The organism is Tenacibaculum aiptasiae (assembly GCF_965221665.1).
Classification (GTDB): Bacteria; Bacteroidota; Bacteroidia; order Flavobacteriales; family Flavobacteriaceae; genus Polaribacter; species Polaribacter aiptasiae.
The window spans coordinates 1,398,401-1,422,359 of sequence record NZ_CBDCSN010000002.1 but is presented as its reverse complement, the minus strand read 5'-3'; the positions used below and the strand labels follow the sequence as shown (position 1 = coordinate 1,422,359).

18 protein-coding genes and 1 tRNA gene are annotated in these 23,959 nt (G+C 31.2%); 6 read left to right on the top strand and 13 right to left on the bottom strand.

From position 1 onward, the window contains the following. Nucleotides 1-344: 344 nt before the first annotated feature. The 7 genes from ACOQN8_RS06765 to ACOQN8_RS06735 form a co-directional block, all read right to left on the bottom strand. On the bottom strand, nucleotides 345-770 hold the full coding sequence (locus tag ACOQN8_RS06765; RefSeq protein WP_420552114.1) for a hypothetical protein: 426 nt from the start codon (nucleotides 768-770) through the stop codon (nucleotides 345-347). After that, nucleotides 770-5,875 carry a DUF6443 domain-containing protein gene (locus ACOQN8_RS06760; RefSeq protein ID WP_420552113.1) on the bottom strand — a complete coding sequence of 1,702 codons (5,106 nt, stop codon included), beginning with the start codon at nucleotides 5,873-5,875 and terminating at the stop codon, nucleotides 770-772. Before ACOQN8_RS06760 ends, ACOQN8_RS06765 begins: the two co-directional genes overlap by 1 nt. Nucleotides 5,876-5,881: 6 nt before the next feature. Beyond that, nucleotides 5,882-9,190 (bottom strand): RHS repeat domain-containing protein, encoded by a 3,309-nt coding sequence (locus ACOQN8_RS06755; protein ID WP_420552088.1) that lies wholly within the window; start codon nucleotides 9,188-9,190, stop codon nucleotides 5,882-5,884. Nucleotides 9,191-9,370: 180 nt separating this feature from the next. After that, a tRNA-Cys gene (locus ACOQN8_RS06750) sits at nucleotides 9,371-9,441 on the bottom strand. Nucleotides 9,442-9,496: 55 nt separating this feature from the next. Continuing rightward, nucleotides 9,497-9,859 carry a dihydroneopterin aldolase gene (gene folB, locus ACOQN8_RS06745; RefSeq protein WP_235274603.1) on the bottom strand — a complete coding sequence of 121 codons (363 nt, stop codon included), beginning with the start codon at nucleotides 9,857-9,859 and terminating at the stop codon, nucleotides 9,497-9,499. A gap of 23 nt (nucleotides 9,860-9,882) precedes the next feature. After that, nucleotides 9,883-10,095 carry a zinc ribbon domain-containing protein gene (locus tag ACOQN8_RS06740; RefSeq protein ID WP_299119699.1) on the bottom strand — a complete coding sequence of 71 codons (213 nt, stop codon included), beginning with the start codon at nucleotides 10,093-10,095 and terminating at the stop codon, nucleotides 9,883-9,885. A 53-nt stretch (nucleotides 10,096-10,148) separates the two neighbouring features. Beyond that, nucleotides 10,149-12,965 carry a VPS10 domain-containing protein gene (locus ACOQN8_RS06735; protein WP_420552112.1) on the bottom strand — a complete coding sequence of 939 codons (2,817 nt, stop codon included), beginning with the start codon at nucleotides 12,963-12,965 and terminating at the stop codon, nucleotides 10,149-10,151. Between the two features lie 142 nt (nucleotides 12,966-13,107). On the opposite strand from ACOQN8_RS06735, the gene ACOQN8_RS06730 reads away from it, so the two are divergent. The 4 genes from ACOQN8_RS06730 (at nucleotide 13,108) to ACOQN8_RS06715 (ending at nucleotide 16,756) form a co-directional block, all read left to right on the top strand. Beyond that, the gene (locus ACOQN8_RS06730; protein WP_420552111.1) at nucleotides 13,108-14,010 is read left to right on the top strand and encodes a RimK family alpha-L-glutamate ligase; all 903 of its coding nucleotides are present in this window, start codon (nucleotides 13,108-13,110) and stop codon (nucleotides 14,008-14,010) included. Beyond that, entirely contained in the window at nucleotides 13,977-14,942 is a 966-nt protein-coding gene (locus tag ACOQN8_RS06725) for a succinylglutamate desuccinylase/aspartoacylase family protein (protein WP_420552110.1), read from the top strand. Before ACOQN8_RS06730 ends, ACOQN8_RS06725 begins: the two co-directional genes overlap by 34 nt. A gap of 77 nt (nucleotides 14,943-15,019) precedes the next feature. Then, a complete protein-coding gene (locus tag ACOQN8_RS06720; RefSeq protein ID WP_150897936.1) occupies nucleotides 15,020-15,271 on the top strand; it encodes a hypothetical protein in 252 nt (83 codons plus the stop codon). 129 nt (nucleotides 15,272-15,400) lie between these two features. Next, complete coding sequence (locus ACOQN8_RS06715; protein ID WP_420552109.1) at nucleotides 15,401-16,756, top strand: DEAD/DEAH box helicase; 1,356 nt, start codon at nucleotides 15,401-15,403, stop codon at nucleotides 16,754-16,756. A 3-nt stretch (nucleotides 16,757-16,759) separates the two neighbouring features. On the opposite strand, the gene ACOQN8_RS06710 is transcribed toward ACOQN8_RS06715, so the two are convergent. The 5 genes from ACOQN8_RS06710 to ACOQN8_RS06690 form a co-directional block, all read right to left on the bottom strand. After that, the gene (locus ACOQN8_RS06710; RefSeq protein ID WP_235274596.1) at nucleotides 16,760-16,984 is read right to left on the bottom strand and encodes a hypothetical protein; all 225 of its coding nucleotides are present in this window, start codon (nucleotides 16,982-16,984) and stop codon (nucleotides 16,760-16,762) included. 81 nt (nucleotides 16,985-17,065) lie between these two features. Further along, nucleotides 17,066-18,607 (bottom strand): glycine--tRNA ligase, encoded by a 1,542-nt coding sequence (locus tag ACOQN8_RS06705; RefSeq protein WP_420552108.1) that lies wholly within the window; start codon nucleotides 18,605-18,607, stop codon nucleotides 17,066-17,068. A gap of 101 nt (nucleotides 18,608-18,708) precedes the next feature. Beyond that, the gene (locus tag ACOQN8_RS06700; protein WP_420552107.1) at nucleotides 18,709-19,608 is read right to left on the bottom strand and encodes a hypothetical protein; all 900 of its coding nucleotides are present in this window, start codon (nucleotides 19,606-19,608) and stop codon (nucleotides 18,709-18,711) included. 50 nt (nucleotides 19,609-19,658) lie between these two features. Further along, complete coding sequence (locus ACOQN8_RS06695) at nucleotides 19,659-20,567, bottom strand: hypothetical protein (protein ID WP_272150909.1); 909 nt, start codon at nucleotides 20,565-20,567, stop codon at nucleotides 19,659-19,661. 45 nt (nucleotides 20,568-20,612) lie between these two features. Further along, entirely contained in the window at nucleotides 20,613-21,173 is a 561-nt protein-coding gene (locus ACOQN8_RS06690) for a class I SAM-dependent methyltransferase (protein WP_420552106.1), read from the bottom strand. 53 nt (nucleotides 21,174-21,226) lie between these two features. Between ACOQN8_RS06690 and ACOQN8_RS06685 the strand changes: the two genes are divergently transcribed. Together ACOQN8_RS06685 and ACOQN8_RS06680 are read left to right on the top strand one after the other, a co-directional pair. Further along, a complete protein-coding gene (locus ACOQN8_RS06685) occupies nucleotides 21,227-21,919 on the top strand; it encodes a ComF family protein (RefSeq protein WP_420552105.1) in 693 nt (230 codons plus the stop codon). A gap of 53 nt (nucleotides 21,920-21,972) precedes the next feature. Further along, a complete protein-coding gene (locus ACOQN8_RS06680; RefSeq protein WP_420552104.1) occupies nucleotides 21,973-23,571 on the top strand; it encodes an Ig-like domain-containing domain in 1,599 nt (532 codons plus the stop codon). 4 nt (nucleotides 23,572-23,575) lie between these two features. Here the strand turns inward: ACOQN8_RS06680 and ACOQN8_RS06675 are convergent, their stop codons facing one another. Beyond that, nucleotides 23,576-23,956, bottom strand: coding sequence for a hypothetical protein (locus tag ACOQN8_RS06675; protein WP_420552103.1), 381 nt, complete (start codon nucleotides 23,954-23,956; stop codon nucleotides 23,576-23,578). Nucleotides 23,957-23,959: the final 3 nt, after the last annotated feature.

Genomic DNA, 23,959 nt, shown 5'->3' with positions numbered 1-23,959 from the left:
TTTCTATTTACTTACTCATACTCGGCACGGAAAACATTTCCGCGCTATCGGGTCATTCATAAACATTTATTTTTTTTAAAATAGTTATCGATCCTCTCTTCTAACTAGTGGTAAACAAAATTAGTTTTTATTTAATTAAACTCTGAGAAACTTATAGCATTTTACAATTTTCGTCTAAAATAAAAAAACTACCCTAATTTATATTAAGGTAGTTCTAGTAATATATATAATAAATTATCTACTCTTGCATACCACTAGTCAGAGACTAGCGGGAGCGGGGCGAAACATTTCCGTGCAATCACGGCCTTTTTTTTATACTTATTAAGATATTATTGTTGTAAAGTTTAATCAAAACACAAATCCAATGGATTTGGAGTAAAAATATATTTATTCTCCTTTTTATCAAAAGAAACTTTATAATCATGTAATTTAAACTTAAAAGTTATACTAGCCCACTCAGCACTAGCAAAAAAAAGTCCTTCTAATTGAAAATCTGTAAAATTATATTTCACTTCTGAAAATTTTATTACTACAGGATAATTAATTAAATCTCTTACCCATTTTATTCCATTAATTAAAATATTTTTTTGAATTTCCGGTAAATGATTTATCTTTGAAATATCAATAAAAATTCCTTTTTCTTTATGAATACTTATATAGTTTAATTCAGTGTTTTCTTCTTTAAATTCTAAACAACTACCATCTATATCAATAGCTATTCCCCAATTAGACTCTTTTAACAATCTATATTTATGATTTAATTCCTTCATTATTTAAATTTTATTTTTGAAAAAATCTCCTTTGCAAAATAATATTCATTATTTCCCATTCCTGTTCCTCTTATAATATGTTGAAAAGAATGACTTGCTCCATCACCAAAAAGTGAACTATGTTTACTTAACCAAGCATTTGCTGCTTCATCACTAAATTTCGTTAAATTTAATGTTTTTAATCTACTATATCCACTAACTCTAAACCTCATAACCTGTAATCCTTCTATCCCAAAAGAACCTAATCTAGATTTATATAGCTCCGCAGCCGATTTACTTCCCCATGAATATAATCCCTCTCCAAAATGAGCACTTGTTGGTGAATTTGGCCAAGGTAATCCATCTCCCAATAATCTCACTGCATCATCAGCTCCTTGAACTGTATAAAAATACCTACCTCTTGAAAATCTATACATCCAAGCAATCCCTTGTATGGCTTTAGCAGTTGCCCACTCACCTGTTATAAACAATGCCAAATCTCCGACAGCTTCAGCCTTTTCTCTTTCATTTTGGGCTATATCCATATCTGTTGGATTATATGGATCATTACCATTTAAAAATGCTGTTCTAGCATATCCGTTATATGCCATACCATAGAATTCACCAGCACTCATATTCTTTACCGCTTTCTTCTTACTTTTTTTCTTCTTTTTCCCTCCGCAACAATCATCATTATCACTTTCGGAACTATAAATTGTAATTAAGTTATCCTGAGTAATTCCATTAGCTTTCATCCATTCTTCTGTTGAAGAAAAACCTCCACTTTCTGAATCTGCACCACTAGGGTCAGCCCAAAATACTGGGTTATTATCAAAAGCTGTATAAGTACTCATAGAATGATGGACAACTGGGTCTATAGAAGTCCATCTAGCTATAGCAGGATCATATTGTCGTAGATCCATTTCGTATAAATTCAACCCTAATGATTCTTCATACTCTATACCATTATATTTCCACTTCTGAGCCACAGAATTCCCTAAAGAAGAAACATTCCCATTATACCCTTTATGTTTTAAACCAAAAGGATAGTAATTAGATTCTTCTACAATTTCTGTACTAGCAGTAATAACACCATCGTTGTTACTATCAGTATACGATAACCTGACATTTCCTAAGTGGTCTTTGTATTGGTATATATATTTGAAACCTGTATTGTCTTTCTTTACATAACCCTCTGGATGGTTAAAGAACTGTAAAACATTATTCTCATAGATGTAGTTTCCTGCATACTCAGTAGTGGTAGCATTTACTACTTTCTTTAACTTCATTCCTGCTGCATCGTAGGTGTAAGTAATATTTTGACCTCCTATGGTTACCTGTGTTGGTAAATTTAAATGATTATAAACTATATTAGTAATGCCTTTATTGGCATCCGTTTTCATATTACCATTGGCATCGTAGCTATACTCTATAGTTGTATTGGCTCCATCTTTAAATCCATAAATGTCATTACCGTTGTCTAATACTTTGGTTAGCTTGTTTCCATTATCGTAACTATACACTAAGTTATCCATTACTCCAAAGCTAGTTGCTCCTACATTGGTATGCCCATTTCTAATCAAACTTAAAATGTTTCCATTCTTATCGTAAGTAATTCCCGAAACATTATAGTTAGATCCGTTAACTCCTGTTGCTCCTAAAATTCTATTAAGCGCATCGTAGTTATAGGTATATGTTTTTGAACTTGTATCTGTATTTAAAGTATTCCAACTTGTTTGGCTAATGTTTCCGTTATACAAACGTTTGTTGGTATCAGTTATGTCGTTATACTTTAGGCTAAAGTTAAATAAATCGTTGTCATTATTTGCATCTTGGTTAATGTTTTTTAACCATCCGCGTACATTATACTTGTAATCAACTGTTTGTAGTCCTTTGTTATTGTCTACAATTTTTAAGTCTTTGATTTGTGCTCCTTCAGAATACATTGAAATATCTCCTAATAAACTTCCTGAAGACTGTATTTGAGAGGTATAAAATGTTATATTATTCTTTTTATAATAAATAGTATTTCCTATACGCTCTATCTTGAATACATCATTTAATTCTGAATTTCCAAAAACTCCTTTTAACTCCCCTTTTTCAAATACTTGTATAGCAGTTCCTGCATTGTATATTGCATATGATATTGATCCAAAGTAAGCGTCTGTATTTTGTTCAGATAAACCAACCATAAAGTGCATATACTTCTTTGGTAATTTATATTCTACAAAACCACTTGTTTGAATACTTCCCATAGTGGCTAATCCTGCATCCCAACCATTACTTCCAGTTTTTGTAATTACATCACCACTAATAGAAATTCCTGAAGTTACATCTTTGTATCCTTTTACTACTCCATTCCCTACTACTTTAGAGGTTAACTGTCCTAACTCGTCATAATTGTTTTTTACAATTCTATTCGATACTTGATTGTTTATCTTTTGTGTTTGACTTATCAATCTATCTAAATGATCATATTCAAAGCTATCCACCGTTACAACATCTGCATGCCCTGTCTTTTTATGTGTTGCCTTTGTTTCTAGTACTCTTCCTGTAAAGTCATCTAACTTACTCTCTACAATATCGGTAGTTTGTAAATAACCATTTTTACTGTATACATAAATCGGACGTGCCTTCTCATCGTAATAAGTAATCGTTGCTGGGATTTCATTGGGTGTCACGTCTACTACACGTGTATACGTTCCCACCAATAACCCTTTCACATTACTTGTTGATGTCTTTCCATAACTTACAACACTCTCTGGAGCTCCTCGTCTATCAAAGTTTTGATAACTATCATAGAAATTTGCCGTCAAAATATATACATTCTGTGTATTTGGAAATGCTCTATGGGTATAATACATCGCAATTCCATTCATATTGTTATATCCTGAACGAACTTCATATAAGTTATCTCCCGTAAAAGTATTTACTGTATTCTGAATAGTTATTCTGTCTGACGCATTTATATAACGTCCTGTATATACTACTCTTCCTAATACATCATACTTAGTAAATAACCATTTATTCTCTGCTCTTAAATTCGCATCTTGAGTAAGTACTGGTCTATCTAACTTATCATATACAATATACTCCCAGTCCTTTCCTGGTATTCTCTTTTCTACCAAACGGTTTCTATGATCATATTTATATTGATATCCTAAATCGTTTAATTTACTTGTAATACTAGCTAATGTAGCTGTGCTACCTTCCATTTTTGGTGGTAATACATAAGTTAAGTTTCCATACTTATCATATACATAATAAGTATCGTGCTTTTCACTATTGTTATAGGTACGCTTTAAAACTACTTGTCCTTGTTTGTTCTTAAACTCTTCCGTTGTATGGTTTACTCCATCTGCTGGTTCCCAATTCTCATCCTTGGTTACTGTTTTGTATAAAGTACCTGCTAGATAAGATGAGTTTACCGTTAAACTCGGTGTATAGGTATTGTCAGCCAATACTACATCTACTCCAAATGCTCTTACCTCATTTGTTGCGTTTGCTTGGTATTCAAACTTTATACTATGACTATTGTTTGTATAGCCTTTTGAGGAATAACTTGTTCCCTTTGCCCAGTCCTTCCCCGGAGCTGTTTGTTCAAATACTCTGTTTAATGGGGAACTCTCTAGTATTTTTTCTGAATAAGCATTTACATTAGGTAATGATACTCCTGCAAAATCTTCACTATAATTAGTTTGATAATAACTCTTAGTAGCTGTTGCTACATCTCCTGTTCTTATCAATCCATTTTGTGTAGCTGCTGCATAGGGTAAGTACTCTTTAGTTTGACGTCCTAAAGCATCGTATTCCATATGCGTAACAATATCCTTTCCACTAGTTCCTTGACGGATTCCTACACTCTGCTTCCCTCTTCCTAATCCATCAAAATAAGCAATACTCTCTACCACATCGCTTGAACTGGTAATTTCTGATGGACTTGTCATTGCTTTTCTATACACTCTATTAAATACATAGTTCTCATTACTAAATACTACTGGTGTATAGCTACATCCATTATTTGCTCCTGCTTCATTTGGACAAGCATCTGTATTATTAGTTACATAACCTGATGGTTTTACACTATAATAAACACTATTGTTTGGATCTCCAAATCCGTCATTATCCGCATCTAAATAAAAGGTTTGTGGTGCTATGTTAGTTATATTCGCTGTACTATCGTTATAATCGCTTGAATTCGATACATAGCCTGATGGTTTAGAACAAGCATTAGTTGTACTTGATGGATTCCCATAACTATCTCCATCTGTATCTGCATACCATACTGATGATTGTTGGATGGTATAACTTACTGTTCTTGCTGAACTCCAACATCCTGTACTGTTATTCCTTGCTCTTAAGTAATATACCGAACCACTAGTTCTGGTTAAACTTGTTGATGAGTTACTTGTTGATGTTCCACTTGCACTTGATTGCCAGTAAAATGTAACGCCACTTGGTTGACTTCCCTTCGTTAACACAGAACTTCCACAGTTATTTACTACTGATACTGTTGGTGGTGTTGATGGAACTGTATTAACACTTATATGAATAGATGATGAATTTGTACTCCAAACCCCACTACTACTGCGTGCACGTAAATAATAAGTCCCTGAGCTAGATACTGTATAGGTACTACTTGAATTAGAAGTACTTGTTCCATTACTAGAGGTTCCTTGCCAATACCAAGTTATGCCACTTGGTGGTGTTCCTCTTGATAACACTGTATTCCCACAATTGTTTTGACTTACTACTGGACCACTTGGTGTTGCTGGTAAAGCTTGTTGTACTGTTACGTAACTTGTTCCTGTATAAGTTAATGATCCTGAACTTCCATTATACTGGATTTCTTTACTCCCTGAACTTGTCCATTTTATCGTTGCTGTGGTAGCTGATTGACTTAATATCGTTGCCCCAGCTACTGTCCATGTCCCTGTATTGGGTTGATTCCCTCCTATAGCACTTACTGTATAGGTATGTGTACTATTTAAGGTTACATTGGTATTTCCACTTATTGGTATTAAGGTGCCAAAACCTGGACCTCCTGGGCCTAAACCTCCCTGCCCATAAACTACCATTCCTAATAACAATAAGAATAGTAATAATTGTTTCTCTAGTCTTTTCATAGCTTACTAGTTTTTATACTTGTATTGTGTTTCTTTTAATAGCTTTCCTTCGTTGTCCTTTACAAAGGACAAACGATTAAATTCATCGTACTCATAATACATCGTTTGTCCTCTTGGATCTGTGATACTCGTTACTCCTACCAAAGGATCGTAAGTAAATGTGGTAATCTGAGCTTTTGATAATGACGATATTCCTCTTAAGCCATTTAATGCCGTACGTAAAGTATTCTCAGTTGCTGCATTGGTATCTAAATTAGAAGCTGTTTGTATGCTTGTAATTGTAGCACTTGGAATATCTGATAATTTCGCATTCTCTATCTTAGCTATAGGCTGTGTTTTCTGATACCCCCAGATATAAACAATATGAGTACCATCCTTTTTACTCACCTCTAACGGATTTCCTTTATCATCATATGAATGATATACAACTCGGTCTTCTAATACTCCTGTACCTTTTGATACTTGCACCTTTTCTGGCAAATACAATCCGTTATAATCTTTATAAACAGTTTCCTGTTCGTTTAACTTAATCGTTCCATTAAAAGTTTTGTTTTTAATAGGCTCTGCTATTCGATGTTCGTTTATTAATCTTTGATTATTTACATCTTTTGCATACTGTATCTCTGTCTTTAAAACCTCTCCTTTACTATTAGCAACTCTCATTTCTGAATACAATAAAGGATTGTTATTGTACGTATAATCTGTAATACTAGTTACTTGTGTATTTCCTAAATGACTAATGCTTTTTTGTTGTTTCAACCTATGATATTCTGTTGTATATCCATAATATGTAATATAACGATTATCAAATATATTCTCTCCAACACCTACATAAGGCATTCGATATACTTGAACTGCAAATTCACTTCCTCTTCTGTGAAATGTATCAAATCTTTCATAAGTAAACGAATCATGCTTTAACAAAACATCTTCTCCATCAAAGTATTTAGTCTCTAACAAATTACCATTACGCCAATCTGGGATATATGTTCTCTTATGAACACTAGAAAAAGGACTTGAAAAGTAAACATCATCAAAAACATAATCCGTCCATAAATCTAATTCTTGATACTTATACTCTTTATAACCGTTTGATAACCCTTGATTGGTATATGATTCTTTTACATTTCTATAACCTACTAATGCACCTTGTTTTACAGGTTTAATAGCTCCATTTGCACTTATCTTAACAGTCTTTGCTACTCCGTTAGCTGTTGTATTGTTTGCATTAACAATTGAGTTATTAATTGGTAATTGATAAACCATTCCACTAGTAAGATTTGGATTCGGTGCTGAAGCATCAAAAGTATAATCAAATTGTCTTGAACTTACTGGAACTGTAGCTAAGGCGTCTGTATATACTTTGATTGCCCCTATTCTAAGTCCTCCAAATAAATATTCTCCTGGTGTAGGATCTATTTGATAGTTTGCTACAACATTTAAAATAGGTGATGGATTCGTACAAGTAGGATCGGTTATAGGATCACAATAGCTTTGGTTACTTCTCGATTTAGCTACAATTTTATACGTTTTTCCAGGTGTTAATTGTATTGCAAAATCACTAAGTGAAATTGTTTGTGTAAATGAAACATCTACTCCTTCTAAACTAATAATATAAGAACAATTTGTATTATTTATATCTGGTCCTGAACAACCAAACATGTCTATATTTAAATCTACCCAACCATCACTATTGGAAGCTACTGTAAATGTTTTTGAATAGGCTGTTACTGGATAACCGGTATCTAAAAATAAACTTGTATTTTGAAATCCTATAGTTTCTTTTAAGGTATAATCTTTATAAAGATGTGAACTACCATCGTTAAAAGAACTAATCTTGTGGTTTTCCCATATAAACTCTTCTACACCTCCTGTAGGAAGTGTAAGCTTTGTAAGTATTTCTGCTTGTGTATAATTTGGATGAATTGCTCTATTTGCATCTCCATAAATAGCATACGGATAACTCGGAGTATATCCTCTTGAACGCGGTATCTTATTTGCGTTAATCTGTCCATTAAAGTACCCAAAATAATCTACAGCATTGGAATACCTTCCTGGCAACTTTTGCGCATTGTATTCAAAACTATACACCCCATTTGTATTTTGGCTTTCTGATATTTCTGAAATGGAATTTAAGCGTAAGCGACTCTTTCCTTCTGTATCATGAACATCAAAAAAAGGTGCTTGATAGTTTGCCATTAATACTGCTGCTGACTGGACAGTATTTAATTGAAAGCTCTTTACAAAATTATTATTTGTATCATAAAGTGTAATTTTATCCAAAGCATAAGAGTTCTTTAAATCCAAACGTTCTGTACTACTTTTACTAAAAACTACTTTCCCTGATGGAAATTGAATCTCTGATATCTTTGGTTGTGTAAACTTCTTCTCTACATAATTAATACTATGTTTATAAGGATCTATTCCTGCTGGTAGAATTACATCTTCCCCACTTATAACCATTGCCTTAACATCATCTTCTAATACGTAATTAAAAGTAATTTGATTATTAGAAGTAGGAAAACTAATACTTTTTAACATCCAACTTTGATAATATGGGTCTGATGTATCTCCATAACTACCTACATTATTAGATGTAAAACTTCCTGTTAATGTTTGTGTATAGCTTTTAACTCCTTTTATTTTTTCTAAATAATTATCTGTTCCTCCAAAATTATAGACCACTCCATTTGGGGTTGTTATAGTAAATCCCGTTATTTTACCTAAACTTGTCTTGATGGCACTTATCTTTACATTTGAACGAGGAAACTCCACAAAATCATTTACATTTTGATCATAATAAAAGGTCCCTGAATATCCTGGTATTGTATAATTAAACTCATCTGCTTCATAATCTCTTATCTCTTGTGTAGCATCCAACAATTGATAATCTTGGGTCTCAAGAAGAGCTCCTTGAGTAAAAGCTCCATCTGGCCTTTGTGAAAAATCTTGAAGCGTATAAGTTGTATTCATATACCCAAAAGTCTTTTTATCGTCTGGTAACCAATTAATTGTTCTGGTAACCAATCCTCCTGCTTGTAAATTCCATCCTAACCCTACCCAAGAGGCAATGTCTGATACCTTATTTCCTCCTCCACTATAACTCAATCCTATAGGAATATTAACGCCCTTATAGGATATTGTATGAAATGGAATGGAGATATTTGGTAAACCCGTATATGGAGAAATATCTGTTTGTGAATACTTAATTAATGAAGCTGCCTCCGGAGATGGAGGTAATACTTCCGGTAAGTCCTGTGAAAACAAGACAACAGAATAAAGCATTGTAAAAATGCTTAACATCGTTTTTTTCATAAAGTCTGTTATTGAATATTAGCAATTTATTTTTTTATAGCACTACAAATGTATAACCTTTATTCTTACCATACAAAAACCTTTAGGTTTAAAATATTCTTAAAAGTTTTAAAAACAATAAAGTAGTACACCTATAACGCAAAAAAACCTCCCTTTATTTTGAGAGGTTTTTACTTTCTGAGGTGTCGAGCGGATTCGAACCGCTGTACATGGTGTTGCAGACCACTGCCTAGCCACTCGGCCACGACACCTTATATTGATAAGGACTGCAAATTTACAGTTTTTATCCTTTTCTGCAAGCTTTTTTTAATTTTTACGCACATCTTTTACAATAATTACAACTTCTCCTACATTTCCTCCTATTGGTGGATTAATTTTTGAAACGCTAACCTCCGCTTCTTCAACAAGTTGTATCTCTCTAAAGATTCTATCTATAATTCTTTGTGCTACATGCTCCAATAATTTAGAACGAATAGCCATTTCTTCCTTTACAATATGATTTAAATGAACATAGTCTACTGTATCAACTAATTCATCCGTTTTTGCCGATTTCTGTAAATCTGCTTTTACTTCAACATCTACTCTATATTCTGAGCCTATCTTTCCTTCTTCGTCTAAACATCCATGATTGGTAAATAAACGAATATCATTTACTCTTATAATTCCCATATAGGCAAAGATACTATTGTTTCTTAATTTGTAAAGAAATCAAAAACATTACTTAATGCGCTTGTACTTGCTTTATAAAACTCTGTATAACTGCATCTTTGACAAGTTACACTAGTAAATTTTTTATTCTGTACATCAAAAATTTTAGACAATGTTCCTCCTGTAGCTCTCATTTCACTTACTTCGTAAGTATGATTATTACATTTTGGACAAGTATAGTTTAACGATTTTTTCATTTTCTTTTATTTTTTATACTTATTAGAATACTTAAATAAAAAAATGTTACAACTTACTTAATTTCTAATGTCTGCTTTTTGTCTTCAAGCTTTATAGTATATTTTCCCTTTGGTAAATAATAAACTCCGTTTTTTGCTTTTTTTACAATTGCATCCTTATGTTTTTTCAGATATTCTTTTCTTCCTTTTTCAGAAAAAGAAGCATCGTATGTTACTTCATTAAATCCTTTCTCTACATCTTTTTTAATTGTATTTACTAGAATATCTCCTGCATAAATTTTTATACTAACCTTTTTATTTTCTTTCACATAAAATGGAATCGAAATTTTAGGGGTGTTTGGCTTTAACCATTTACTCCATGAACTTCCCCAAAAATTACTTTTTCTAATTTTCTTTACAGCAAATAATGTTTCTTCATTTTTGAAATCTTGCAACGGTGCTATGTTCGCTTTATACAAACTACGACCATGCGTTCCTACAATTAAATGCTTAGCCTTTGGCTGAATTACTAAATCGTGAACCGCTACATTAGGTAATCCTTTTTGGAATAATTGCCATTCTGCACCTTTATTAAAAGATACATACAAACCATTATCGGTTCCTACATACAAAATATTTTCTTTTTTAGGGTCTTCTTTAATTACATTTACTGGTGAAACTGGAATATTACCACTTATGTTTTTCCATGTTTTTCCATAATCATCAGACATATATACATAAACATTAAAATCGTCCCAACGGTATCCATTCAACGTAACATAGACTCTTTCTTTTTTATGTTTTGAAGCAATTACTCTACTTACCCATAAATTTTGAGGTAATGTATTTGAGACGTTCACCCAACTTCCGCCTCCATTTTTAGTAACTTGTACAAGTCCATCATCTGTTCCTATATAAATTAAACCAAATTGGAACGGGCTTTCCGAAATGGTAGTTAACGTACCATAAGCTACATTACCTTTTCTTCCTCCTTTGGTTAAATCTTCTGAAATAGTTTCCCAAGTATCTCCTTTATCTAATGAACGGTGTAATTTATTTCCTCCTAAATATAATATATCCTGATTGTGTTTTGATAACTGGATAGGTGTTTGCCAATTAAAGCGATATGGATTCTCTCCTAACTTATGCTTTGGTTGAATATATTTTTGCTGTCCAGTTTTTCTATTTATACGGAAATAATTTCCAAATTGATATCCTGTATATACAATATTAGGGTCTCTATCATCTACAGCCACTTGCATTCCGTCTCCTCCCATAATACTCTCGTATGGATTTTTTCCTGTTTGCTTCCAACGCTTATCCATTTTAGCATTATGATTCGCTACCCAAACACCATTGTCTTGTAAACCTCCATACACTTTATAGTTTTTCTGATTATCGGCATAAACCGTATAAAACTGACCTACTGCTGGTTGATTCAGTTTTGTCCAACTTTCACCATCATCATATGAAATATTTAAACCTCCATCATTCCCATCAATTAAATGTCCTTGTTTCTTTGCATTTACCCATAATGCTTGATGATCGGCATGTACATTTTCTTTACTAATTGATGTAAATGTTTTTCCTCCATCTTTCGATTTTAAAATAGGAACCCCTAATACATAAATTCCTTTTTCATCCTGTGGATCTACTCGTATTTCTCCAAAATAATATCCATATGAATAATATAAATCATCTAAATAGCCTTCGTGTGTTTTCTTCCATGTTTTTCCACCATTGGTAGTCTTAAACACTTCTGCTCCAATTACCGGAGTATCAAATAACAATGTATTTGCGTTTTCTAAATACTTAGCTAAATCGTTTGGTTTTACAGAACCTGAACGCACCATTTGTTTTACATTTTCAGCTCTATATTTTTCTTGAAAACCATTCATTTTTAAATAGGTATTCAGCTTTTTATCTTTCAATTTTAAAAAGTCTTCTACAGACATTGTTTTAAAATCGTCTTTTGTTAACGCATTTGAGTCTTCTTCTTTTTTCTTTTTCTTTTTTCTTCTAAACTGACTATCGTGAAAAGCATATACTACATCTTCATTAAAAACTGCTAAACCAATTCTTCCTACATTTTCTCCATTTGGGAAACCATTATTGTCGGATATTTTTGTCCAAGTAGTTCCTGCGTCTGTTGATTTATAAATTGCTGAATTCTTTCCATCTCCATCAAAATTCCATGCCTTTCTATTACGTTCCCAAGCTGCTGCATATAATACATTAAAATTATTGGGCGCTTGCTGTACATCTATAATTCCAGTATTTTCATTAATAAACAACGTTTTTTTCCAAGTTTTACCACCATCGGTAGTTTTAAAAATACCACGCTCGTTATTTGAAGAATATAAATGCCCTATAGCTCCAACAACAACCTCATCTGGATTATTTGGGTTAATTAAAATTCTTCCAATATGATGACTATCCTGTAATCCAACATTTTCCCACGTTTTTCCTTTATCGGTAGATTTTAAAATTCCAATTCCTGCATATGAAGAACGTGATGAATTATTTTCTCCTGTACCTACCCAAAGAGTTCCACTTTTCCAATCAACTGCAATATCTCCTACATTTTGCGTTGGTGAACTATCTAATACTGGTGTAAAAGTTGTTCCATTATTATTAGTATACCACAAACCTCCTGATGCATAACCTACATAAAACTCAGTTGTATTTTCTGGATTTACATCAATATCTACTACTCGACCACTCATTACTGTTGGCCCAATGTTTTCAAAAGAAACATTTTTTACTATTGATGTTTTTGCTAGTGCTTCTTTTTGTACTAGCGATTCTTTTACTGTTTTAGAAGAAGTAGCTTGCTGTGCTACCAACGCATAAGGAACTAATGCTATAAAAACTTTACTAATTGTTTTCATCTTGTTTGGTTTAGAGCTTATGAAAGTACTTCATGTAAACATTATATCAAAAAAAATTAACAGAACATTATCTTATCCACTATAAAAACAATTCTCTCTATGCAAAAAAATGTTAGATTTGTGTAATTTGAACAGCATAGCTATGAATATTTTTATTCTTTCTGTTAGTGACCAAATATATTCTACTCAAAGAATATATAAAGAAGCACATCGTAGAGGACATAATGTTAGAATTATAAATCATTTAAGATGTTCTATAAAACTTACAAACGGTAAGCCTGAAATTATTTATGAAGGTGAAAATATTATTGATATTCCCGATGTAATTATTCCTAGAATTGGTGCTTCTGCAACTCGTCATGGAGCAGCTGTTGTTAAGGAATTTGAAATGAATGGTGTATATAGTGCTGCCACTTCTTTAGGAATTCTCCGTGCTCAAAATAAGGTTCGTACTTTACAAATAATGAACCGTAAAAACATCCCTATTCCAGATACTTTATTTTCTGTTAATCCAGAAAACATTAACGAACAAATAGATTTGTTAGGTGGGGCTCCAATTATAATTAAATTACAAGAAGGTACGCATGGTTCTGGAGTTATTTTAGCTGAAAGTAAAAAATCTGCTAAATCTATTATCGATACTATGTATGGTACAAATACCAATATTTTATTGCAAGAGTTTATTCAAGAGAGTAACAGTGAAGATATTCGTGCTTTTGTTGTTGGAGATAAAGTAGTTTCTTCTATGAAAAGAAAAGGATTAGAAGATGATTTTCGTTCAAATATTCATAGAGGTGGTAATGGTTTTAAAGTAAGCTTAACTCCTGAGGAAGAAGAAATAGCTATAAAAGCTGCCCAATACTTAAGGTTACCTGTTACTGGTGTTGATTTGATACGCTCAAAAAGAGGGCCTTTGTTAATTGAAGTAAATTCTACTCCTGGACTCCAAGGTATTGAAGCTTACACAAAAGACAATATAGCCAAAGCTATTATTAAATTCTTAGAAGAAAAATGTTTAAACAAGAGTTTAAAAACGAAATTGTAGAAATACGTGGAAATAAAATTGGTTTAGGTGAATCTAAATTAATTAAAATCCCTATTGATAGGTTACCTACTGGTACTCTTATCGAAATTCCTGTATATGTTTTTAACGGTGATAAATTAGGACCTACCATTTTATTACAAGGAGGTTTACATGGTGATGAAGTAAACAGTATTGAACTTGTACGTAGAATGCTTATTGATAAATCTTATAAAATACATAGAGGTTGTGTTATTGTTGTTCCTTTATTAAACATCTTTGGTTTTTTAAGTTTATCTAGATATATGCATGGGAAAGATGTTAATAGAAGTTTCCCTGGTTCTAAGTCTGGTTCTTTGGCCAGTAGAATGGCATACTATTTAATGAAAGAGCTTACTAAAAATATCGATTTTGCCATTGACTTTCACACTGGTGGGGCTCAAAGAAATAACTTTCCTCAAATAAGATATACACCTGAAGATGAAAGAGGTTATGAACTAGCTAAACTTTTTAACGCTCCTTTTTTGTTTGGCTCTAAACTAATTCCTAAATCTTTTAGAAATCAATGTTATAAAAATAATATCCCTGTAATTGTTTATGAAGGAGGTGAATCATTACGTTTAGATGAAAATGCTATTCAACAAGGAATAAATGGTACACTTAGAATTTTAAAACACTTTGAAATGATTAATAATAGTGTTGAAGTTCCTGAAAATCTTATTACTATAGCTATTCATAAGCGAAAATGGATTCGTGCAAAAGTTGCTGGTTTATTCAATGCCAAAATTGAAAACGGAGCAGCAATTAAAAAAGGACAAGTATTAGGTAATATTATGGATACTTACGGTAAAACTAACTTTGATATCAAAGCTCCTTTCGATGGATATATTATTTCTAAAAACAACTTTCCAATTGTAAATATGGGTGATGCTTTATTTCATATCGGAACCACCTAACTATCTGATATTATTTGTTTTATTAATTATTTTTCACTTTCTTTAGAATCAATTAACTAATTATAAAACAATAAATTATGGAATTAATTATTAGCTTATTAAGTGGTGCTGTTGGGGGTAACATTGCTGGTGCTTTATTAAAAAAATATTCTTTAGGTACACTTTGGAATTCTGTTGTAGGAATTCTTGGTGGTGGACTAGGAGCCCAACTATTAGGTATGCTTAATATTGATATTTCTGGTATAATTGGAAATATCATTGGTAGCGGTGTTGGTGGTGGTGTTTTAATGGTAATTATTGGACTTATTAAAGGTGCAATGAAAAAATAAGCTAGCTAAATATTACATCTAAAAGGCGCTTTTTAGGCGTCTTTTTTATTTACTATATTTCCTAATAAATAGCAGTACCTTTGCAGCTTCATAGCTATACTTATTATCGCTATTTCTGAAAAAAAACATATGACATTTAAATCTTTAGGTTTATCTGATGCTTTACTAAAAGCCATCAAAGAAAAAGGATACAATTCTCCTTCTCCAATTCAAGAAAAAGCAATTCCACATATTTTAGAAGGAAAAGATGTATTAGCTTCTGCACAAACAGGAACTGGAAAAACCGCTGGTTTTACACTACCTGTTTTACAATATTTAGCCGAAACTAAACATCCTAAATACCGTCCAATAAGAGCTTTAGTATTAACTCCTACTAGAGAGTTAGCTGCTCAAGTTTACGATAACATAAGAGAGTACAGCACTTATTTAAATATAAAATCTACAGTAATTTTTGGAGGTGTAAAAGCATCTGGTCAAATTAAAACTATACGACAAGGGGTAGACATCCTAGTTGCTACTCCTGGTAGATTATTAGACTTACACGAGCAAAAAGCCGTATCGCTCAAAAGAATTAATGTTCTTATTTTAGATGAAGCTGATAGAATGTTAGACATGGGTTTTGTTAGAGACATTAACAAAATTATCAGTTTCATGCCAGAAAAACGTCAAAATTTGTTGTTCTCTGCTACTTTTTCTAAAGAAATAAGAAAACTTGCTGAAGGCATTTTAAAAAATCCTGTTTCTGTCGAAGCTGCTCCGCAAAATTCTACTGCTGATAAAGTTGCTCAAAAAGTTTATTCAATTGACAAGAAAAAGAAAACAGAGGTAGTTATCAAACTCATCAAAGAAGGTAATTGGAGTCAGGTTTTAATTTTTACTAGAACCAAACACGGAGCCAACAAACTAACCGAAAAGCTTATTAAAGCAGGTGTTACTGCTGCTGCTATTCATGGAAATAAAAGTCAAGGGGCCAGAACCAAAGCACTTGCTAATTTTAAAAACAATACTAATAGAGTTTTAGTTGCTACTGATATTGCTGCACGTGGTATTGACATTCCTTTATTACCACATGTTATAAACTTTGAACTACCAAATGTTCCTGAAGATTATGTTCATAGAATTGGTAGAACTGGTAGAGCTGGTGCTAAAGGTGAGGCTATTTCTTTGGTTTGTAGCGAAGAAACTGAATATCAAAAAGAAATAGAGAAAATACTAAACCAAAAACTGAAGACTGAAATTATTGAAGGTTTCGAGCCAACTGACACAGCAAAACCTAAAAGAGCTTCTACTCAAAAAAAGAAGCCTTTTAAAAAGAAAAAAGGTGTTGGCACCACTGATAAAAAAACTAAATCTAATACCCCTAATGAATCTTCTAACAAAAAAGAAAGAAGGTCTAGAAATAATAAAAAGAATCAATCTTCTACTAATTCTAATAACAAACCACGAAAAAGAAACAACAGAAGAAGAAATAATAAAAAAAGCTGAGAATTAATCCTCAGCTTTTTTATTTTGATTATTATTTATAATGTACTTCTTGTACTTTCCATCTTTATATCGGTAGTAAATAAATAAAGGCATTAAAATAAACGACATAAATAGAACTCCTAACCCCATTACTACTTGTGCTTTTGGATGTTCGGTATTTAAAAGATAAACTCCAGCAATCATCCATAACAAAAAGATAACGAATAGTATTTTTAATAAAGTCTTCATTGTTTTCTATTTAATAGCGCAAAAATAAAAAATCCTACCATTTTTAGAATGATAGGATTTCAAGTTTTATATAAATATCAATTACATTTTTTGTAACCAATTTTTAACATCTACTTCTTCTTTAATAATATCTCTTAATTCTGAAATAGCTACACGCTTTTGCTCCATAGTATCTCTATGACGAATTGTTACCGTGTTATCATTTAAAGTATCGTGATCTACAGTAATACAGAATGGTGTTCCATTTGCATCTTGACGACGGTAACGACGTCCTACAGCATCTTTTTCATCATAAGACACATTGAAATCCCATTTTAAATCATCAACAATTTGACGTGCTATTTCTGGCAATCCATCTTTTTTAACCAATGGTAAAATAGCCGCTTTTGTTGGTGCTAAAACTGCTGGTAATTTTAAAACTGTTCTTGTTGTTCCATTTTCTAATTCTTCTTCTTGTAAAGATTTTGAGAAAACTGCTAAGAACATCCTATCTAAACCAATTGATGTTTCTACTACGTATGGTACATAGTTCTTATTCTCTTCATGATCGAAATACTGTAATTTCTTTCCTGAATGCTCTTCATGTGCTTTTAAATCGAAATCAGTACGAGAATGAATTCCTTCTAATTCTTTAAATCCAAATGGGAATTTAAACTCAATATCTGCGGCTGCATCAGCATAGTGTGCTAATTTTTCATGATCGTGGAAACGATAATTATCAGCTCCCATACCTAAACTTAAATGCCACTTTAAACGAGTTTCTTTCCAAGTGTCATACCATTCTTTTTGAGTTCCTGGTTTAACAAAAAATTGCATTTCCATTTGCTCAAATTCACGCATTCTAAAAATAAACTGACGCGCTACTATTTCGTTACGAAAAGCCTTACCTGTTTGGGCAATTCCAAAAGGAATTTTCATACGACCCGTTTTTTGCACATTTAAGAAGTTTACAAAAATTCCTTGTGCAGTTTCAGGTCTTAAATATAAGTCCATTGCAGTATCTGCTGAAGCTCCTAATTTTGTTCCAAACATTAAGTTAAATTGCTTAACGTCTGTCCAGTTTTTAGAACCTGTTAAAGGATCGGCAATTTCCAATTCTTCAATTAAAACTTTTACATCTGCTAAATCCTCATTTTCTAAAGATTTTCCAAGTCGACCTAAAATAGTGTTTATCTTTTCTTGGTATCCTAAAACACGGCCATTTGTAGCAAGAAATTCTTCTTTATTAAAAGCATCGCCGAAACGTTTTGCTGCTTTTTTTACTTCTTTCTCTATTTTACCTTCTATTTTAGCACAATAATCTTCTACTAAAACATCTGCTCTATACCTTTTTTTAGAATCTTTATTATCAATTAACGGATCATTAAATGCATCTACGTGGCCTGATGCTTTCCATGTAGTAGGATGCATTAAAATTGACGCATCTATTCCTACAATATTTTCGTGCATTTGCACCATTGCTTTCCACCAGTAATCTCTAATATTTTTCTTTAATTCTACTCCATTTTGAGCATAATCATATACCGCACTTAAACCATCATAAATTTCAGATGATTGAAATACATAACCATACTCCTTAGCATGCGATAATACCTTTTTAAATTGATCTTCTTGTTTTGCCATGGTGCAAAAATAAAATAAGGATTTAAACTAACGCTATTCTAAAAGAAAAAAGTGAAGAATTCATTTAATTCTTCACTTTCTATTATTTTTTTAATGATTGTTTATCTGAGCTTTAAAGTTGTAGCTCCTGAGTAAACACCATCAACAAAAGCACTCACGGTATATTCTCCTTTGTTTATATCGTCTCTATTTACTAGAACTAACGATACTAAGCTTAATCTATCATTATTATAATTTACTTCGATAGAATCTGAATACTGAATTTTACCTCCGTCTTTTAAGTTTGTAACTCCTTTTGGTGCTACCACTTTTTTATTCTCATCTATAATTTGAATATAAACAGATTTTTCCCCAGCTTCAGTAATTACATTTTTTAATAAATCGAAATTTATTTTAAAGGCATCTGTTCTACTTGATCTCGACGTAGAGGTTAATTTTCCACTACTACGCTCCTTCATTGCAATTGCTTTTACTGGGCTTGTTTTTATAACTCCTCCAATAGCTATTTTTTCTTCAAGTGATTTTTGCTTTTCTGTTAACTCCTTATTTTTCTCTGTTAAAGATACATTGATTGTTTCTTTTTGTTTCAAGATTTCATTAGTAATAACATTCTCTTGAGCTAAAGCATTGTTAACTGTACTTAATGAATCTACTCGAATAAATAAGTTTCTGTTTTCTCTTTCTAACGTAACAATTTTTCTCCTATATTTTCTAATTAAATTATAATTATCTGTTCGTAAACTTTTGATAGAATCGCGAAGTTCTTTCATTTTTACCAACTCTACTTTTAATCTTTTAGAAAGACGCTTTTTTCTTACAACAACATCAGTATAATCTTTTATCATCTCGTCTAACTCTTTTTCTAAATCAGTCTTTTCTTGTTGAAAGATTTTTTTCAGGTCTTCGTATTGACTAGATTTCTGAAACGAGTACAACGTTAAAAAAAGTGTAAGCATTAAAAGCACAACAATTAATATGCTTTTTCTTTTGTGGGGAGTCATAGTTAAGGGGGTTTATTTGGGGTTAATTAATAGTTTTCTACTTCATTTCTTTATCTTAATTTCACAATTGATTTACCAGCAAAAACGCCATTTACAAATATCTTAACTAGATAAGATCCTTTGTGTATATTTTCTCTATTTACATAAATAAAAGAAATTACGGGTATTTGCTTATTATGATATTCTGCCATTAGAATATCACTACTCATTATTTTCTCTTTATTTTTTAATCTTACTTCCTTTGCTGGAGCTATTACCTTTTTATTTTCATCTAATACCTGAATATAAATAGGTTTTACTCCTTCTGAAATAATTTTATTTTCTAATAAATTAAACTCTACTTTAAATGCATCGGTTCTACTCGATCTAGATGTAGAGGTATATTTATCTTTTCTTCTTTTTTTCATTGCCTCTACTTTCACTGAAGAAATCTCAATAATTTCTGCTACGGCAATTTTTTCCTTTAAGACTTTTTTCTCTTGTCCTAAGAAATAATTTTTATGCTTTAATTTTGTGTTTAGATTTTCTTTTTCTAATAACGCTTCTTTTACACTATCGTTTTTAGTTTCCAGTTCATTATTAAGAAGGTTTAATGAATCTATCTGGGTAAAAAGAATTTTATTTTGTGTAGCTAGATTGGCAATTCTTTTTCTATAAAAACGAATTAATCCATAATCTATAGCCTTTAAGTTTTGAATAGTATCTCTAAGTTTTATTATTTTATGAAGCTCTTCTCTAAGTTTTAATGAAACTTCATTTTTATCAAAGCTTACATCTTCATAATCCTTAATAACAATATTAAGCTCAGATTCTAGCTCTTTCTTCTCTAACTCAAAAACATTTTTTAATTCTGCGTAGTCACTCGCATTCTGATATGACAAATATCCAATGGTAATTATTAAAACCATCAAAAAGGCAACAATGCCGTTATTTTTCAATCTTGGTATAGTAATCATCATCTGGGGAATTATGATGAACAACTTGATGTGTTCTGCGCTAATATACTATTTTTTAACACACTTGTACACAAATGCCGGAGGAAAGTTAAGAGGCTCAAAACTTAAAGCTATATTTTTCCCAAAAACTTCTTTAAGTTTCTTATAGTAAGTTAAACTATATTGATATTGAATAAACATCCCATTAGTCTTTAAAAAACGATAACTTTCTAATAGAATATTTGACGATATTTTTTTAGGTATAATTGTTAATGGTAAACTAGAAATTATATGATCTGCTTTATCGTAACCTAACTTCTCTATTTCTTCTTTTATTTTTTCAGCAGAAGACTTTAGAACAATTAACTGCGGATGGTCTATTTCTTTTAATTCTTCATAAAAAGCATCATTGATTTCAAAACATATAACAACTGCACTAGGGTGAACTTTCTTTAAAATACTATGCGTAATTGCACCATTTCCAGGCCCCAACTCTACAATAACCCTAGCTTTTGAAAAATCGATTTCCTTTAGCATTTTATCTGCCAAAAATCTAGAGCTAGGAACAACTGTTCCAGATGTTTTATAGTTTTTTACTGCTTCTTTAAAAAAATTAAGTTTCTTATTCAAAATTCGTTTTTGTTAGGTTTTTGTATCTTTCTCTTAAAAAATGGCTTGTAAAGATGCGACTTTTAAAAGAAATATTCTATTTATTTTATCCTAATCTATGTGTTAATTGTACGTTAACGTTACTGCAAAACGAAAATTACCTATGTACAACTTGTAACCATGATTTACCTATTATCGACGACAACCCTCATACAAATGTTACAATGTTGTCTACTTTTTATGGAAAAGTACCTATAAAAAACGTTCGTTCATTTTTATATTATCAAAAACACGGAATAACTCAAAAAATTATTCATGAGTTAAAATACAAAAACCAACAACAAATTGGGATTTTCCTTGCCAATAGGTTTGGTAATAAACTAAAAGAGTCTGGTGTTTTCAATAATATCGATTATATCATTCCTGTCCCTCTTCATTCTAAAAAGCTAAAAACTCGAGGATACAATCAACTGACTAAATTTGGACAAACTTTAAGTGAAATTTTAAAAGTCAAATATATTCCTGACATTCTTATTAAAGTTTCTGTTTCAAAAACACAAACTTTCAAAAAACGTTTTGAACGTTTTTCAAATAATAAAACTAAATTTAAACTAACCAATTATACCTTTTTAGAAAAAAAACACGTTTTACTTATTGACGATGTTATTACTACTGGAGCAACTCTTGAAAACTGCTGTAAAGAATTATTAAAAACAAAAGATATTACCATTAGTATTGCTACCATGGCTTATACAAAAAATGTATAAATTTCATTCGTCTTATTTTACTACTTTTGATCTTATATTTTAAATATTAATTTGTGAAAAACAAACACACTCTTTTAGTTATATTATTTACTCTTATAATAGCTAGTTGCGCAAGAAAAGGGAGACCTGACGGTGGTCCAAAAGATGAAGATGCTCCTATTATGGTTACCGCTAAACCTCCTTATGAAACTATCCATTTTGACAAAGAAAATATACGAATTGAGTTTGATGAATATGTAGTTTTAAAAGATCTTACGAAACAACTCGTTGTTTCTCCCCCTTTAAAAAACCCACCATTAATTACCCCTCAAGGTTCTCCTAGTAAATATATTAATATTAAAATATTAGATACTCTAAGACCTAATACCACCTATACTTTTAATTTTGGTAACTCAATTCAAGATAACAATGAAAATAATAAGTTAGAAAGTTTTAAATATGTTTTTTCTACTGGAGATTATATAGATTCTCTAACCCTAAAAGGTTCTGTTTCTTCTGCTTTTAAAAAAGATAAACTTAAAGAAGTTAGTGTTTTACTATATAAATATGATAGTATCTACAATGATTCTATTATTTACAAACAAAAACCCAACTACGTTACTAGCACTTTAGATTCTACTGATTTTAATTTTACTAATTTACGTGAAGGTAAATATCTTTTATTAGCATTAAAACAATCTTCAAATGATTACCGTTTTAATAGTAAAACTGATAAGATTGGTTTTTTTACTGATACCATTTCTTTACCCCAAGATACTTTGATACCAAATCCAATTCGTATTTTTAAGGAACTTCAACCTTATAAATTTAAGCGAGGAAGACAAGAATCCAAAGGAAAGATTCTATTTGGCTTCGAAGGAGAGAAAGAAAATATGAAAGTTGATTTATTATCTTCTGTTCCTGTTGATTTTAAATCTTTTTCTGAATTTGAAAAAGGTAAAGACACTCTTAATTATTGGTATACACCCATAGTAAAACAAGATTCTTTAAACTTTATAGTTAGTAACACCAATTTTAAAGATACAGTTACCGTACGTTTACGTAAGAAAAAAATAGATTCTATAACTATTTCTTCAAACATTGGTAGAACCTTACACCTTAATGATACCTTGATTTTAAATAGTAACAATCCTATTGTAAATATTGATAAAACAAAGTTTTCTTTAATTGATAAAGATACTATTGATGTTCCTTTCCAAATAAAAAAACAAGGAATTAATAAACTCGCTATTTTATTTTCGAAAAAACCAAAAATGAAATACAACTTTAAGGTTTTACCAAAAGGAATTATTGATTTATACAAAACTTCAAACGATTCGTTAAATTATAAATTTAACACTTTAACTAATGAAGACTACGGAAGTATTATTTTGGATGTTAAAAAAGAAACGAAGCATCCAGTTATTCTACAACTATTAAATAAAGATTTCGTATTAAAAACTAGATATTTAAATGCTTCTGAAAAAATAGAATTTAACTTGCTTGAACCTAAAGAATACACCATTAGAGCCATTATTGATGTAAATAACAATCGTAAATGGGATACAGGTAATTTCTTATCAAGAGAACAACCTGAACAAGTAATTTATTATGAAAAGCTCTTTAAATTAAGAGCAAACTGGATTCAAAATGAAATCTTTGTTATTAAATAACATTTTACCAACTTGCTGTTGGAGAAAATAAAAAATCCGTGGGGTTATCAATATCATATAAATATTGATAACTCCTCGTTTCTTTTTTACAAAAAGGTTCCATAAGATTCAACATTTTTATAAAACTTCTTAATGTGAGAACACAATAAAAAGTTTTATAATCTTCCGTGAGTATCCCTTCGTCAGACTTAAACAACCCTAAGATTAAGTTACAGTTTCTAGGTTTTATAAAATTTACAGTAGATAAATCTAATCGTTGTTTTTTATTAATAATTACATCTTCAATTAGCTCACTAAGCTTCTGTGCTTCTTCCTTATTAAAGTTGTACAGTCTAACAACATTCTCATTAAGACCATTTACATTCTCCAAATAATCTAACTCCATTCT